The organism is Cupriavidus sp. 207A1 (assembly GCF_057798955.1).
This window is the reverse complement of sequence record NZ_JBYOJO010000023.1, coordinates 67,950-81,639: the sequence shown is the minus strand read 5'-3', so window position 1 is coordinate 81,639 and position 13,690 is coordinate 67,950. Positions and strand designations below refer to the sequence as shown.

Genomic DNA, 13,690 nt, shown 5'->3' with positions numbered 1-13,690 from the left:
ATGGCTTCCTCCGCCCGGTCCTCGATGGGATCGAGCGCGCCGGCGGGGAAAGTGAAATTGTTTGCATTGTGTCCCCTCGGGGATGGGACACGGCCCCAACGGGGGCTGTGCCCCCATGGGTTGGTAGAAAGACCGGCTCAGAGATCGACGAGATACGCCACGCGGCTGCAGTCGTGCTGCGATCCGGCAAGGCGCTGCCCTTCCGGGCACGTCGCAAAGTCCGCGACATTGGTCTCGAGCTCGTCGGCGATTTGTCGAAGCCGGCGTGCCGCCTCGGCGGGACCACCGGCGCCGCGGAATTCCGGCGTGTGCAGCGAAATGCTAACGATCAAGTCCATTCGCCCTCCCTGCTGCAGCCAGTTGCGGGCACTGTTTGTGCAATGCCTTCTGGTTGGTGTCGATGTACGTTCGCATGCCGTCCATCATGACGGCAAGCTGGTGCTGCAAACAGGCGGCGTCTTGGGAGACTTCCACCTCCTTTGCGGTCTCGAAGGCAGCCAACACCTTCTCGCGCGCGACATCAGCGCCCATCCACGCCATTACGCGGATGAACGTGTGCACCTTCTTGCCACGCGGCAGCAACTTGGCGGCTTCGGCCGCCGGGATCATGATCTTTTCCATCGTCTACTGACCAAAAAAAGAAATGCCCTCCGAAGAGGGCGATGAATGGGGCGGTACCGGCTCAGAGCCAGGCCGGACGGACCAGCTTCATGACGCTGCGGGTCCTGCGAAGCTTGCGCACACGCGACGCAAACCACAGCATCCCGATCAGCGCAATCGCCAGACCACAGCCGAGCAGCTGAAGTCGCAGCAGACCTGCATCCGGAGCAGTAACGACAAAGAAGAGCGCGACGAACAACACGGCAACGATCGCGAGGACCGCACCGGCAGACGTGCGAGACTGAATCACCATGGCAAGACTCCTGTAGGACGGAAGCCTTGCCCATAGGGACAAGGCCCCTATGGGTAAAAGAAAAAGCTGTGCTGGCAAGGCCAGCAAGGTCGATGCGTCAAAGACGCGGTAAGCACGGCCATTCTAGCGCCCAATTTCTCTCGGTTCAAAAGAAAAATGCCCGCTCCCCTTTCGGGGAAGCGGGCGTTGGCAAGGCTTGGGCGTGTGTGCAACTACTGCGCGGCCAGGGCCACGACATCGATGACACCATCGGCGTCATCGACGAGCTCCGGCGTCTGGGAGATGAAAAATTCCCGCTCATAGCCGCCGACCCGCAGCACCTCGCGCTTCATCTTCATGAAGGCACGCTTGCGCTCCGGATCCAACGGCCCGTCCGCCTCGTCGGTGAAAAGGGTCTGGAAGGCATGCTGCGCGTGCTGCGCCCGGTAGAGTGCGATGCCGCGCGTGAGGCATTCGTTAATCCACACCTTCTGGCCCCCACTGATTACGCTGAACTCCTTCGAGCTATCGTTTTCAGCATCCAGCACAGCGATGGAAAAGCTCTCCCGAGCTTCACCACTGGCAAGTGTCGTCTGGGTCTGGATCGCGATGGTGAATCGCGGCCCATAGCAGGCGAGCAGCAGATCATTGACAATGCCGGTAATGGCTGGTCCCGCGTCGTCAATCGACAATGCGATCACGCCGTCGTTGCCAAGGCCCTTGCCGAGCAGCTTCCACTGCGCGATCTCGTCGGACAGGCGTTGAACCTGCGCTTCGAGGGGGGGCAGACCGGCGAGCTCGCGCTCGATGCGGTCACGATCGGTGGCTAGGGCACTTTGGCGTCGGATCAGCGTTTCGATCCTGCCGTCGGCTGCACTCACGGCCTCGCGCACCCCCACAATACTGCGATCCAGGTCCGCAATCAATGCCGTCACGTCCGTGATGGCCAGCGCATCCACCTCCCGCTGCACCGCGCCCAGCTGAGATTCAACATCCTGGACATCCCGGCCATGCCGGTTGTTCCGTTCCGTCTCCTCCTTCGCCAGCACGGCCAGGTCGCTGCGGGCCTTCTCGAGCGCGGCCGCGGCAGTGTCAAGCAAGGGACGCTGAGCGGCCAGCGCCGTCAAACGCTGCAGTTCCTGGTTGTCCCGCGTGATATCGCGCTGCAGGACCGCCACCGCTTCCCGAACCGCGGGCAAACGCTGCACGATCACTTCCATCGGCTTCAGGGCTTCCTGCTTCTCCCTGTAGCTGGTGCGCAGCTTCGTTACGACGACAGCCTGTTCCGCATACTGTCCCTTGGCCTCGCGGGCCTGGGCCAGCAACGGGCATTGGCTGTGCATCGAATGCCCCGTGCACGGCACCGTGTCCATGACATCGGTCTGGGCCTTGAGCGTGCGGGCCAGCTGCGCTGCCACCGAACCTCGCTGTTCCATCTCGCGAAGCTCCGCTGCCAGTGTCGCGTGCCGGGTTGCCACGGCCTCCACCTCTGCAAGTTCACGCTGCCTATCGGCAAGCTGCGCTTGCCGCTGGCCAAGGGCCATCTGGACAGCATCGCGTTGTGCAGCCGCTGCGGTAATCGCCTCGGATTGGGCAACGGTTGCCCGGTGGGCGGCCGCGGCCTGTTCAAGTTCCCGTCGGCGCATCGCTGCCTTGGCGGCTGCCGCACGCTCATCCGCAGCCAGCTGCTGGCCACGTGCCCCTAACTCCCGCTTGCGCTGATGCAGCTCGCGCAAGCGGGCCTCGGTACCGGCTGAGGCCGCCTGCTTGGCCGCCAGCGTGGCACGCTCCTGCCCCAGCTTGCTGCCGCGGCTCAACTGCTCCGCGCGTTGCACCCGGGCCGATTCGAGCGCCTGGTCAATCTCGCGAATCTCACCCGTCATCGCCACCGCGGTGTCACGCTTGCCCGACAGCACCAGCACTTCCCGTTGCAGGACATCGAGCGACCGGCTCAACGCCTTCGCCACATCGCCAGCCTTCGCCGACAACTCGCGCAGGTGGTCGATGCCAAGCAATTCCGCCAGCAGCCGCTTGATTTCGGTCGGCTGGTAGCTTGCCAGGGGGCGCCGGTTCTGTGCGGAGAATACGCTGGTGAAGAAGGCCTCAGCGGAGCCGAGCACCGCATCAAGGCATCGGCCGTAGGTGTCGGCCTTGCCATCGGATACGGTGCCGTCGGGCAGCTGCACTGGATTCCAGGCGCCGGCGACATCGTTCTCGAACAAGTAGTACTCCGCCTTGCGGCTCTTGCCCGGGTTGCGGAAGGCAAACGCTGACCGGTAGACCTTGCCACCGTGCTCCCACTCCAGGTCCTTCTCGGCGCGAGGCGCGCAAAGGTGGTCCCAGTACGAGAATGCATCGGCCGACATCTTGCTGGCGTGGCTTGGCATGATCGGATAGGGATGCAGGTTGTCCATGATCGTCGTCTTGCCGGCGCCATTCGGGCCAACAATCGCAATCAGGCCGCTTGGCAGATCAGTGAGATCCACCGTCACGCTGTCCCGGTGCATGCCGTCGCGGATGCCATGGAAGCCCGCGAGGGTCAGTTTCAGTGGGCGCATTCGACAACCTCCGCTCCGGTGAAGGAATGAAGGTAATCAGCCGGCACCTCCATCGCTTCGCCCTCGAATACGGGCAACTCAGGCACATCCGGCACGTCCTCCTCCGGGTGGCCAGCCACGGCGCGCTCGACAGAGCGCACCGCGGCAGAGAACTGGCTTGCGGCCATCTCGAGCAATGCTTTCCAGTCATCCAGACCGGCAATGGCCTTCAGCTCCAGGGCGCTCCACTGCCCGGCAAAGCCATTCGAAAACGACCAGATCAGATCTTGCAGCTCCTTGGACGGCGCCACGGAGAACCAGGTGTTCCCCCCATCGGTGCCAATCGCCATCACGAGCATGTGTCCGCGCTTGGCGATCACCGCTCCGCGGTCGCGGCCGAAGGGTTCATACAGCATGCATTGGGTGAAGCCGTGGTCGTCACCCAGGCGTTTCGCCAATTCGGCGCGCGTCAGGGCAGACTCGGCGACATGGACCCACGAAGGCCCTGCGTGGTAAAGGATCATCTTGCACTCCAAAGTATGGGCGGAGCGCGCCCCTGATGGGAAGCACCCGCCAGGGTAAGAAGAAAATGGATACTGCTGGGTCGATGCGTCAAAGACGCGGGTGAAACCGGGTTTCGACAGCCCTTGTGGCTGTCGGAACATGGCTTGCGCATGCTCTAAGGGTTAGGCGGATTGCTCCGCAAACAGGTCATCGGTAAGCCAGTCCATGCTCGACGGTCCGGAAGCAGGCGTCTGGGCGACCAGCGTCACGTTGTCAGGTTCTTCGTGCGTGACAACAACAGGGGCCTCGTGGACACCTGGTGTTTCCTCGGCCGGAACAGCACGCAGCTGCGCCAGCACTGCATCGGCGATCGATTGCGCATCGAGCGTCTCCAGCATCGCCAGGCTGTCCGACAACGGGCCCGTGTCGACGCCAGTCAGCTCACCCCACCGGGCCAGCTTTTCGGGCAGGCTCGCGGCGCGGCTGATGCCTTCAGCACGGCTGCGCACTGCCGGCAGGACCCGCGCCTCGATCTTGAGCTCAGCGCTGCGGGCGAAGAGTGCTTGGATGGCATCGCGGTCGACCAGCTGGCGGTGCTCTTCGTTGACGGTCCAACGCACCCGCACGAACTTGTCAGCCGCTTGCGCAGCGACTTCGGCCAGCCTCGCCATGTCCGGCGGGCCATCAAAGTCCACGCACACCGTCTCGCGCGCCGGCGTGGCCACCAGCGACGCACTGGCGCGACCGGCCTCCACATGCCATCGCAGATAGCCCTTCTCGCCGATCTCGCCGTAGTGGAATCGCCCGATGGACCCGGGATAGGCCACTACCCTTCCCTCCCGCTCCCATTGCTGGGCACGGTGGATATGGCCGAGCATGAACCCGTCGCATTCCGCGTCGAACAGCGCGCCGATGGTGAACTCATGGTCGAAACCGGCCATCGGCACCCCGTGCTCTGTCTGGCAGCCATTGACCGTGCCGTGCGACACACCGACCGTGGGTACACCTTGCGAACGCCACTGCCGATTGACGGCGCCGGCGGCGGCCAGGTAATCAGCCAGATAGTCGCCAACCGCCGTTGCTGCATTGACGACACCCACCGTGGCAGCCAGGACCGCCTTGTTGACGGTGGGCACACAGGTGAACACAACGGTGGGCATGCCATGCTGCGCCAGGATCGCGTCGACTTCGGCGCCCGTAAAGACCGGGCCATCCGACGGTACGAACTGCCCGTTGCAAAGCGCGACCTGATGGATGCGGTCCGCAACGTAGACTGGATACTGCACCCCGATCAGACGGAACAGATCCAGCGTGCCCTGCGGTTCATGGCTGAACGTGCCTTGGAGCATCAAAAAGGGCATGTGAGCCGAGAGCAGATGGATCCGGCGCGCCAGCGCCGACAAGGCCGGCGTGTGCGCGTCCAGGCGGTGGTCGGTGGAATCTCCCGACACCACCCCCACGTGACAGCGCGATGCAATCGCATCGTCGACCGCAAAGCCGAAGCAACGGTCCGCCTCGGCCAGATGGCCGGGCGAGTAATGCAGATCTGAGAAGTGTCCCAGACGCAGGCAATCGCCTTCGTTGAGCATGCTACCTCCTTGAAAATGGGTTGTGCCTGCGCGAGCGCCGGCGCGTGGAAAAAAAAAAAGGACGCCACAAGGGCGTCCAAAAAGTGAGCCAGTCGGGAAGGCTGGCTCAGGGGGCAATCTCGGCCGCGATGGCTTTGACCTGTTCGCGATAGGCAACCGGGTTGTTCTCCAGCGCAACACGCATGTCGTGAACGACCTGCCGGACTGCGGCGGGCCGCTTGGTCCAGCCGACACCGAAGCTCTCCTGCAGAAACGCGCGCAGGTCCTTGCGATTCGGCTCGTTGTCGAAGCCCAACCGCGCGGCCAGCTCGTTGAAGGCTGCGGCCAAGTCCTCGGTAGCCGAGGTGTCGGCACGTTGCTCCGGCTGCATGCCTGGCTCCTCGGTGTCCAGCGGAGGGGCATGGGGCGACTGATCCTGCGGCATCTCCGACGTGCTTTCGAGCGCCGCGACCGCCTGCTGCGCGGCTTCGACATGTGACAGCCGCGGCCGATCGGAGCCGTCGAGCAGTCCGGCCAAGTCCAGATCGGCATCGAGCGTGATGAGCCATTGCATCTGGCGCACCGGCTTGCCGGATTCGGGATCGATGCGGCTGATCTCGACCTCCTGCTTGCTCACGAAGAACTGGACGCCGACCAGACGGCCGCGCGCCAGCGCAACCGTCTGCATCGCGGCGTGGGCCTTCTGGAGCACGTAAATGGAGGTGGTCGGCATCTGGATCAAACCGAGCCCCCGGGTCGAAGGCACCGCGAAATAGAACGCCGCGGACAAGTTGCAGACGCCCTGCTGGTACTGCGGGCAGCTATGCGGGTCGCAGCGCCCGTCGGGGATGGCATCGTCCTGCCGCAGAATGATCGGACGGCCGCCCCACACGCGTTTCGCTCGGCTGGCGCGCGGATCGCGCTGGACCGGCGCATACGTCTTGCAGTAGCGCAAACCGTCAGGCCCGTACTCCGAGAAGAACTGCTTGCCGCTGGCGGTGTAGGTCACCAGCTCGTTGGGCATGTTGCGCAGCCAGTCGTCGAAGGCAAAGACCACGGGAAAGCGCCACAGCTTGTGGCCATTGCCGTCGCCGCGGTCTTCACCGTAGCGCTGCACGATCTCTTCGGCCACCGCTGGGTTGGTGAAGTCCGACCCACGGCAGGTGAACCACGGCACGTTCTTCGGCACCAGCGCATTGCGCAACTGGGTTCGGCGCTCGATTTCCAGGCCGATGGCCTCATAGGAATGGCCCTGCGCCACCATGGCGTCGTGGATCCGCACCGCTTCGGGATTGTCCCGGGCCTTGCGGGTCAGGACCTTGATACCCGGTCGGATCTTGCCGATGATCGGCGGGCGCATCGGCCGCTCTTCTAGCAGGCTTCTGGGTCCGTCGAAGCCACCGTAGGTGATGGGTGCATGCATACGTTCAATCTCCTTTCAGAGAGAAAGCGAACGACGCTCGCCCGGATGGACGCAGCATGCTCCCGAAGGCGCAAGGCTGTGTCTGCCCCGCGCTGGGTCGTTACGGTGTTGAGGAAGGCCGCTCGCGCGGCTTCCGGAAGACTGGCGACATGTGCCGCCTCACAGAGGTTTCGCCAGGCCGCCGGCATGTCCTTGTACAACGGACGTCGGCGTTCCAGCGTTGCCGCGATCACGGCGCAAATCTCGGAATCCTGATGCATGGCAGCTTCTCCCGAAACGGTCTCTCACAAACGACAAAAGCCCGCGTCCCGGGTACGCCGGAAAGCGAGCTTTGCTAGAGAGACCTGGATGCCACGCCCCTTCCGGGGGCGTGGCACTCAGGGAGCAGCGCACAAAGCGCGCCGCTCATGCGGAGGACGTAAAGTCGTCCTCGTGCAGCATGGTCACGCTGCACAACAACCCATTTCGCGAACCCACAGGTTCGGCCGCAGGTTCACGGATCGGCTCGACGTCAGCCGTTCTGCCTAGGAGGGGCCTGGAGAGAGACGCCACATGGTCCCAGGCTCGAACGGTGTCCGGCGTGCGCTCATGAAGAGGCACAGCCAAAGACGCGTATTACGAGCTGATGAGGGAAGTGCTCGGCGAAAACACTTATCACAAGGAATATCCACACCGGTAGCCAACCGGTCGGCGCGTGCGCAAATTGCACGTCTTGAAGCAGAAGATGGACTCTCGAGGAGTCAGGGTCGATGCGTCAGTGACGCGAGGTGTGAATGAATTGTGGCACATCGCTAGCCGCGCAAATGGCAGAAAGCTCGCGAATTTAGCATCGCTTTCTCCGAGCATGCCGGGAGCAATGTATCTCACAATTCCATGTGAGAGAGATTCCACAACATGGACCATGGCCGAACTTATCCGTCCGCTACCCGATGGCGATTCGCGTCCCATACCGCCAGCATCATCGCTAGACGCACCCCCAGAGAGCTCCACTGCCAATGGTGGCCCGAAGCCTATTCGGCGCATGCTCAGCGAGGGACGCGTTGCAAAGATTGTCCCGCAAACGGACAGCGGTACTGAGGTGTCGTATTGCACCGACTTCGTGCGCAACTTCCTACGCAGCGACTACAACTACATCACTTCCAAGTTTTCGGTCGCCAGCAAAGGCAAGATCCTTGCGCTTGACGAAGCCTTTCGGCTGGCACAGGAATGGATGGATGCCAGACTGCAGTGGATCGAAGCCAAGCCCCGGCGCCATCTCAGCTTGAAATTCGACCATCGGCAGATCGTCGTGACGCATTCCCTGTCGGGCCGGCTCATCCGACTTCTGAACCAGCACGACAGGCTTTTCCATCGCACGCTCGGCGCATACATTGCGCAATCCATTTCAGATGCGGAGAAGGACGACGCAATCGTCGGCGCGGCCAAGCACATTCGTGCAATCCATCACCTTTGCATCCCTGACAACGATCGGTTCGCCCCAGACGGCCAGCTGATAGAACAGGCCTGAAAACCGCTCCCGAGACCGATATGGACATTAAGGAAATTGAGCGCCTGCACGCGCAGTACGCGGCCCCTCCAGTGACTATCGAGATGGACACCTCTGGAAAAGCCAGTCTTGATGCAGCTGCGTCGCCGGCCGCCAGCCAGCTACGTCCCGATCGTAACGGGGCGATCGTCGCGCGCATCAAGCCGATCCACTTGCAATGCCTTGGGATTTTGGCCGTTGCCGTGCTGGCGTTCGGCGGAGGGCGCTGGCTTGCATCCAGCGACGCGCGCAAGCCATCCGAGAAAGCTGTAGCCGCACAGCCGGAAACCGCCATTTCGCCGCCCGTGGAAAGCGCTCATGAGTGGCCTGCTTCACAGCCATCCGTGTCGCAGCCGCCAGCGGCGGCAGCAGCGCCAGCGGGGCCAGCACCATCCGCAGTCCCTGCCGGCAACTCCGGCGCATCCGCAAGCACGCCCACAGCGGCTGCGCCGCAGAATGTTGCCAAGCCTCAACCGCCAAAGGCGCAAACGCCAAAGCAACCGGCCTCCGTCTCGACAGCCGCACGCCAGGCGCCAACCCCTCCCGCCCCAATCCACCCGCCGGCACCGGCGGCCGGCCGCGGCAACGAAATCAAACTGTTCTGATCCCGTCATGAATGCCACGCGAAACTTCAGCTTGATCCAGGCCGGTCTCAGCATCCACGGACACGTTTCGTCTGATCACGGCGTCAGTTGCTTTGGCCTGGTCGACGGCGATCTGCGCTCTTCCCGTGGCCTCGTCCATATCGGCGCCGAAGGGTTGGTCCGGGGAACGGTGGAAGGTGACCATGTGCTCATCGATGGCACCGTAGAGGGGGATGTTGCGGCTCGAATGTCGCTCCATATCAATGGCCGCGTGAAGGGCCGGATTGCCTATGCTGGCACCATCCGGCTTGGGAGCTCCGCAGCCCTTGAGGGCACGATCGCCCGGATTCCAGCCCTCACCTTCGGCGACGGTCCCGGGCCAACAATCGAAGAAGCCGTCACCCCAACAACGGAAGCCGACGCCACGGTGACAGCGTGAGCATGCTCAGGGTGTATATCCGGAAAGCCAACATATAAGCATCGTCTTTTTGGCTAAACCGAAGGAAAAAAGGGCCCGCCGCTGGATAGCGTCGGGCCCTTTTCTATGGCTGGTCTGGCAGCTCTCGCATGCTCACCATCTCTTCGATGGTGAAGAGATTGATCACGGTAATCCACGCTCCGCGGTAGCCGCGCTCATCAATGAAAGCAACGAGTGGAACTCGGCCATCGATGATGCAACGAAATTGCCTGACTCCGCGCACGGTATCTTCGATCGAGTATCGTTGGCCATGCCGCAGCTCAAATTCGACATTACCTTGCGACAATCGCATGCCAGGCGCAGCGGATGGCGCGGGCGTCGCCACAACCGCAAGCCAGTCATCAAAAGACTGCATATTTTCTTTGCGGATATCAGAAAACCACTGGTCCACACGCTTCGCGATTCCCTGCCGTGGCAGGTTGTCGACGTTCATCAAAAGAAGTTGGGGTTCCAAAGCTCGCTCCTCCGGAGCCCCATGCCGGCAACACGTCCTAGCCCTGTCGCAGGGTTCTGGCCGGCGATCGCCCGTTTCATCCAGGCGAATGATCCGAGTTATTGTTTCGGATTTTGCAATGTTTGCCGACATGTAAAAGAAAAAGCCCCGGGCACGCCGGGGCTTGAGCCTGCTACGACAACCACTTCTGTACCTACCATCGGCACTTCCATGGCTCGCTTGAGGCTGGTTACAGAGAGGTTGACAGCGAAAGGAACGATATAGCTGTCAGGGAAAACCGCATTGGGCGAACCCGGCTTCCGCTCAAGTGATCACTTCGACACACGCACCGAACGGCGGTGCGGCGATGCGGTCCAGGGGCGTGACCGACGCCCAGAGAACCGGATATGCCGGCGCCGCGGCCGGGAATCCGCCATAAAGGTCCGTCAGGTAGACAAGGAACGCCGGTGCAATGCCTTCGCTCTCGAGCCATCTGAAGGGCGGCTTGAAGCTGGTGCCACCGCCGCCTTTCAGCGGCGCGAGGTCGACCACATCGTCTCGGGCGAATACCTGGACCTGGGTGACCCTGGTATCGCAGTCGATCACGATGAGTCGGGCCGGCTGCAGTTGCTGGTGCACGGCAATAATTTCGGCCGCGAACTGGCGCTGCGTCTCGTCAAAGACCGAACCGCTGGAGTCGCGCACGAACACCGCGTCCCCCACCGCCTCGGAATGCAAAGACGGCAGGTAGAGACCCAGATGCGCATAGCGGCGGTTGGGTACCTTCCAGCTGTAGTCGGCGTGCGCTGCTTCAGCGGCGAAGCGATGCAGCACAGCCCGCCAGTCGACAGAAGGCCGCAGTGCGGCTTCCACCAGGTGTTCAAGATCGCCGGGCAAGGCGCCGCGCATCTTGGCCGCTTTCGCGGCCTGACTGACGGCAACCCGCCATTCGCTCTCGACGGCCGGCTTGTCGGCGCCGGTGTACTGGCGCACTTCGCCACACCCGTTCGACTCCGGCGGAGACGGCTCCCCGTCGGACGGATGCGGCGCTGAGCCTGCTGCGCCGCCGGCAGATTGCTGCGGCTGCTGCGATGATTCCTCCTGTCGTAGCAACGCGTAGATCTCTTCCGCCGACTTGCCGAGGTAGCGGCCATCGAGCAGGACGCCCTGCGGCAGCTTGAATTGCGCATTGAGCACCAGCGGATTGACCGCATAGTCGCAGGCCTCGTTCCAACGACGCTGATCCCGTGCCCCCATGCGCCAGCAGTGACCGTTGGCCACGTGCAGCACCTCATGGGCCAGGACGCCGCGAAGCTCGAGGTCATCGAGCTTGTCGACATACGTTGGGTTGTAGCCCAGGCTCACGCCGTCAACCCACATCGACTCGCAGGTCGTGTCCTCGACGATGGCCAACCGCAGGGCCAGCGCGCCGAAGAACGGCTGCGACAGCACCAGCGCTGCGCGCTGCTTCACGATTCGATCATGCATGGCGACCTCACGCAGCAAGCAACTGCAGCATCGGCATGTCGCCCACCTCGCGCGTCATCGCCGGCGGCGGGCCACCCATGAATGCAGCCATCTGCGCCTCGATTTCCATCGCACGCTCGGCCACGTTCAGGCGAAGCAGCGGGTCATCCTTGAGCTGCGCCCCGGTATAGCAGGCAAGCTGCTCCTGGGTCTTGGCGAGGATCTCCGACAGGACCGGATCATCGGAGAAGTTCAGCCGCGGCAACAGCGCGCTGAGCTCGCGCACCTTGTCGGCGACGTCAAGCCGCACGTTGCCCTCGCCATAGAGACGATTGGCGAAGTGCTGCACCGCTTCGTAAAGACGGCCGACCAGGTCGTTGTTCGCGGTTTTCACCGCACCCAGAACCTTGGCGTCCATCTCTTCGCGGATGCCGTGCAGGACGTCGGGCGGCAGGTCGATGCCGAACTGGCTGGCATCGGGGAACGGCAGCACGGAAAAGCGCACGCCGAACTTGCGGCGCAGCTCTGCCTCGGTCGGATAATCCGCCTCGTCAAAGAGCCCATTGAGCGCAACACGGGCCTCGTCCTTCAGCCGCGGATAGTCGGCCAGGAACTGCGCCGTCGCCACTTCGAACTGATCGCGCATGGCACGCAGCTTCTCCGCGACGTCCATGTAGACAGCGGTGGGAAGAAGCCGGACGCCGAGTTGGTCATAGTCCAGCGAGTGGCTATCGAAGAGCGCCCGGGCGCGGTTGCCGATGGCGCACACCTCCTTGTACGACGTCGCGCCGTCGGTCAGCAGCCGCTTGTTGAAACGGCCAATGTCCTTGGCTTCGTGCTTGGCCTCGACTTCCTGCGTGGCACGGGTGTCGAAGCGGCGCGCGCGCCAGACCGAGATGTTGAGCGTCGCAAGCATGACGCGGGACGTGAGGTTGGTAATGTTCATGATGGATCCTTGGAAGGAATCACCGCGCGAAGGCGGCAGAAATGAAAATGGCCGGCCCGGGTAAAACCCGAGACCGGCCGGCAGATTTGTTGATGCGGGAAAACGACCTACTGGCCGCGGATGTGGGCGCCGATGGGGCCGCCCTGCGCCACGATGAACGCTGGGGTACTGGCAATCGACGCGTCACGTTCGACGGCGTCTCGCACCAGCAGCACGGCAAACTCGCCGAGCCCCGACTCGTGCAGCCGATTCGCGTAGACCATCACGCGATCGAAGTTGTTGGCATTGGCCAGGCGCGCCAGCGCCGTGGCGATGCCGTATTGCACAGCCACGTCCGTCGGAATCGGTGCCGAGGACGGTGCCGCGAGGACACCGTCGGGTGAAGGCATCTGTTGGAAGAGGCGCTTGAACGCGACGAATTCCGTCGCAGCGCCCTGCCCCACCGCGCCGGCGAAGGCGACGTGCTCCAGTTCCGCGGGCACGACCTTCGACAGCTTGCCCACCATCCCCCAGGAACGCGGGCTCGGCAGGTTCTCGATCTCGCGGGTGCGATTCGCAGACAACAGCAGGTCCGGGCGGAAGCGCAGGAAAGCAATCAGCTCCGGCGGCTGGTTCGTCGCAACGGCCCAGCGCGTCCAGTCCTCGATCGACGTGGTCAGCTCCACGATGGTCGCGAAACGGGACTTCAGTGGATCGAGAATGTTGGAGACGCCGGCGTTGTCGATCCGCCGATTGGTCGCAGCAACGAAGGTGACATGCGGCGGCAGCACGTGCTCGCCGATCTTGCGCGCGAGCAGCAGCTGCATCTTGGCGGCCTGGACTGCGGGAGTCGCTTGGCCCAGGTCGTCGATGAACCAGACCAACGGGCGGCGCGCGCTGAGCGCACGTTCCAGATCGCCGAAAGGCAGGAAGCGCGCATTGGCGCCGTTGGCCGACGGGAAGGGCAAGCCTTTCGAGTCGGTCGGGTCTTCGACCACCGGATGCGAGATCAGCAGCTCGTGACCGGCGTCCGCAGCAGCGCGGGCGACGATGTCGCTCTTGCCGATGCCAGGCGCGCCCGTCACGAGCACCGGCAGGATGGCCGGGATGCAGGCTGCTAGCAGTTTTTGCAATTGGGAGGGGTTCAGTTCCATGGGATGCCTCAAAGGGGATCCCACAGGCCGTCCCCACAGGGAGCGTCCCTGTGGGAAGGTTCAAGAGATGGCCGGCATGCCGGCGTTGGGGTCGATGCGTCAACGACGCGGGTAAAACAGTGTTTGGACTGATTCGGACCAGTGCAAACACCGCTTAGTAGGTGACAGGCTACCGCTGCGGCCCTCTTGCGATAGGGACG

15 protein-coding genes are annotated in these 13,690 nt (G+C 63.2%); 3 read left to right on the top strand and 12 right to left on the bottom strand.

All coding sequences use genetic code 11. From position 1 onward, the window contains the following. Positions 1 to 137 precede the first annotated feature (137 nt). The 8 genes from AC3FMM_RS29860 to AC3FMM_RS29825 all read right to left on the bottom strand — a co-directional run bounded on the left by AC3FMM_RS29860 (position 138) and on the right by AC3FMM_RS29825 (position 7,112). Entirely contained in the window at positions 138 to 338 is a 201-nt protein-coding gene (locus AC3FMM_RS29860; protein WP_488688040.1) for a cell division protein ZapA, read from the bottom strand. Then, a complete protein-coding gene (locus AC3FMM_RS29855; RefSeq protein WP_414249554.1) occupies positions 322 to 621 on the bottom strand; it encodes a hypothetical protein in 300 nt (99 codons plus the stop codon). Before AC3FMM_RS29855 ends, AC3FMM_RS29860 begins: the two co-directional genes overlap by 17 nt. Positions 622 to 682: 61 nt before the next feature. Further along, a complete protein-coding gene (locus tag AC3FMM_RS29850) occupies positions 683 to 913 on the bottom strand; it encodes a hypothetical protein (protein ID WP_488688038.1) in 231 nt (76 codons plus the stop codon). 212 nt (positions 914 to 1,125) lie between these two features. Further along, entirely contained in the window at positions 1,126 to 3,450 is a 2,325-nt protein-coding gene (locus AC3FMM_RS29845; RefSeq protein WP_488688036.1) for an AAA family ATPase, read from the bottom strand. After that, complete coding sequence (locus AC3FMM_RS29840; RefSeq protein WP_488688034.1) at positions 3,438 to 3,953, bottom strand: hypothetical protein; 516 nt, start codon at positions 3,951 to 3,953, stop codon at positions 3,438 to 3,440. The genes AC3FMM_RS29845 and AC3FMM_RS29840 overlap by 13 nt, the downstream gene beginning before the upstream one ends. 162 nt (positions 3,954 to 4,115) lie before the next feature. Beyond that, positions 4,116 to 5,522 (bottom strand): metallophosphoesterase family protein, encoded by a 1,407-nt coding sequence (locus AC3FMM_RS29835; protein WP_488688032.1) that lies wholly within the window; start codon positions 5,520 to 5,522, stop codon positions 4,116 to 4,118. 106 nt (positions 5,523 to 5,628) lie between these two features. Further along, complete coding sequence (locus AC3FMM_RS29830; RefSeq protein WP_488688031.1) at positions 5,629 to 6,924, bottom strand: recombination directionality factor; 1,296 nt, start codon at positions 6,922 to 6,924, stop codon at positions 5,629 to 5,631. Next, positions 6,873 to 7,112 (bottom strand): DUF7696 family protein, encoded by a 240-nt coding sequence (locus AC3FMM_RS29825; protein ID WP_420025924.1) that lies wholly within the window; start codon positions 7,110 to 7,112, stop codon positions 6,873 to 6,875. The genes AC3FMM_RS29830 and AC3FMM_RS29825 overlap by 52 nt, the downstream gene beginning before the upstream one ends. 713 nt (positions 7,113 to 7,825) lie before the next feature. Between AC3FMM_RS29825 and AC3FMM_RS29820 the strand changes: the two genes are divergently transcribed. The 3 genes from AC3FMM_RS29820 to AC3FMM_RS29810 are packed head-to-tail and all read left to right on the top strand — an operon-like array spanning position 7,826 to position 9,472. Then, positions 7,826 to 8,431, top strand: a complete 606-nt coding sequence (locus AC3FMM_RS29820; RefSeq protein WP_488688029.1) for a hypothetical protein — start codon at positions 7,826 to 7,828, stop codon at positions 8,429 to 8,431. A 20-nt stretch (positions 8,432 to 8,451) separates the two neighbouring features. Then, positions 8,452 to 9,054 carry a hypothetical protein gene (locus tag AC3FMM_RS29815; protein ID WP_488688027.1) on the top strand — a complete coding sequence of 201 codons (603 nt, stop codon included), beginning with the start codon at positions 8,452 to 8,454 and terminating at the stop codon, positions 9,052 to 9,054. 7 nt (positions 9,055 to 9,061) lie between these two features. Then, complete coding sequence (locus AC3FMM_RS29810) at positions 9,062 to 9,472, top strand: bactofilin family protein (protein ID WP_488688025.1); 411 nt, start codon at positions 9,062 to 9,064, stop codon at positions 9,470 to 9,472. A 103-nt stretch (positions 9,473 to 9,575) separates the two neighbouring features. On the opposite strand, the gene AC3FMM_RS29805 is transcribed toward AC3FMM_RS29810, so the two are convergent. The 4 genes from AC3FMM_RS29805 to AC3FMM_RS29790 all read right to left on the bottom strand — a co-directional run bounded on the left by AC3FMM_RS29805 (position 9,576) and on the right by AC3FMM_RS29790 (position 13,490). After that, positions 9,576 to 9,965 (bottom strand): hypothetical protein, encoded by a 390-nt coding sequence (locus tag AC3FMM_RS29805; protein WP_488688023.1) that lies wholly within the window; start codon positions 9,963 to 9,965, stop codon positions 9,576 to 9,578. 303 nt (positions 9,966 to 10,268) lie between these two features. Next, a complete protein-coding gene (locus AC3FMM_RS29800; RefSeq protein WP_488688021.1) occupies positions 10,269 to 11,432 on the bottom strand; it encodes a vWA domain-containing protein in 1,164 nt (387 codons plus the stop codon). Positions 11,433 to 11,439: 7 nt separating this feature from the next. Continuing rightward, positions 11,440 to 12,357 carry a hypothetical protein gene (locus AC3FMM_RS29795; protein WP_488688019.1) on the bottom strand — a complete coding sequence of 306 codons (918 nt, stop codon included), beginning with the start codon at positions 12,355 to 12,357 and terminating at the stop codon, positions 11,440 to 11,442. Between the two features lie 107 nt (positions 12,358 to 12,464). Continuing rightward, the gene (locus tag AC3FMM_RS29790; RefSeq protein ID WP_488688017.1) at positions 12,465 to 13,490 is read right to left on the bottom strand and encodes an ATP-binding protein; all 1,026 of its coding nucleotides are present in this window, start codon (positions 13,488 to 13,490) and stop codon (positions 12,465 to 12,467) included. Between the last annotated feature and the right edge of the window lie 200 nt (positions 13,491 to 13,690).

Coding starts and splice junctions, on each gene's coding strand:
- AC3FMM_RS29860 (WP_488688040.1), bottom strand. CDS start 338: ATGGACTTGATCGTTAGCATTTCGCTGCACACGCCGGAATTCCGCGGC.
- AC3FMM_RS29855 (WP_414249554.1), bottom strand. CDS start 621: ATGGAAAAGATCATGATCCCGGCGGCCGAAGCCGCCAAGTTGCTGCCG.
- AC3FMM_RS29850 (WP_488688038.1), bottom strand. CDS start 913: ATGGTGATTCAGTCTCGCACGTCTGCCGGTGCGGTCCTCGCGATCGTT.
- AC3FMM_RS29845 (WP_488688036.1), bottom strand. CDS start 3,450: ATGCGCCCACTGAAACTGACCCTCGCGGGCTTCCATGGCATCCGCGAC.
- AC3FMM_RS29840 (WP_488688034.1), bottom strand. CDS start 3,953: ATGATCCTTTACCACGCAGGGCCTTCGTGGGTCCATGTCGCCGAGTCT.
- AC3FMM_RS29835 (WP_488688032.1), bottom strand. CDS start 5,522: ATGCTCAACGAAGGCGATTGCCTGCGTCTGGGACACTTCTCAGATCTG.
- AC3FMM_RS29830 (WP_488688031.1), bottom strand. CDS start 6,924: ATGCATGCACCCATCACCTACGGTGGCTTCGACGGACCCAGAAGCCTG.
- AC3FMM_RS29825 (WP_420025924.1), bottom strand. CDS start 7,112: ATGCCGGCGGCCTGGCGAAACCTCTGTGAGGCGGCACATGTCGCCAGT.
- AC3FMM_RS29820 (WP_488688029.1), top strand. CDS start 7,826: ATGGCCGAACTTATCCGTCCGCTACCCGATGGCGATTCGCGTCCCATA.
- AC3FMM_RS29815 (WP_488688027.1), top strand. CDS start 8,452: ATGGACATTAAGGAAATTGAGCGCCTGCACGCGCAGTACGCGGCCCCT.
- AC3FMM_RS29810 (WP_488688025.1), top strand. CDS start 9,062: ATGAATGCCACGCGAAACTTCAGCTTGATCCAGGCCGGTCTCAGCATC.
- AC3FMM_RS29800 (WP_488688021.1), bottom strand. CDS start 11,432: ATGCATGATCGAATCGTGAAGCAGCGCGCAGCGCTGGTGCTGTCGCAG.
- AC3FMM_RS29795 (WP_488688019.1), bottom strand. CDS start 12,357: ATGAACATTACCAACCTCACGTCCCGCGTCATGCTTGCGACGCTCAAC.
- AC3FMM_RS29790 (WP_488688017.1), bottom strand. CDS start 13,490: ATGGAACTGAACCCCTCCCAATTGCAAAAACTGCTAGCAGCCTGCATC.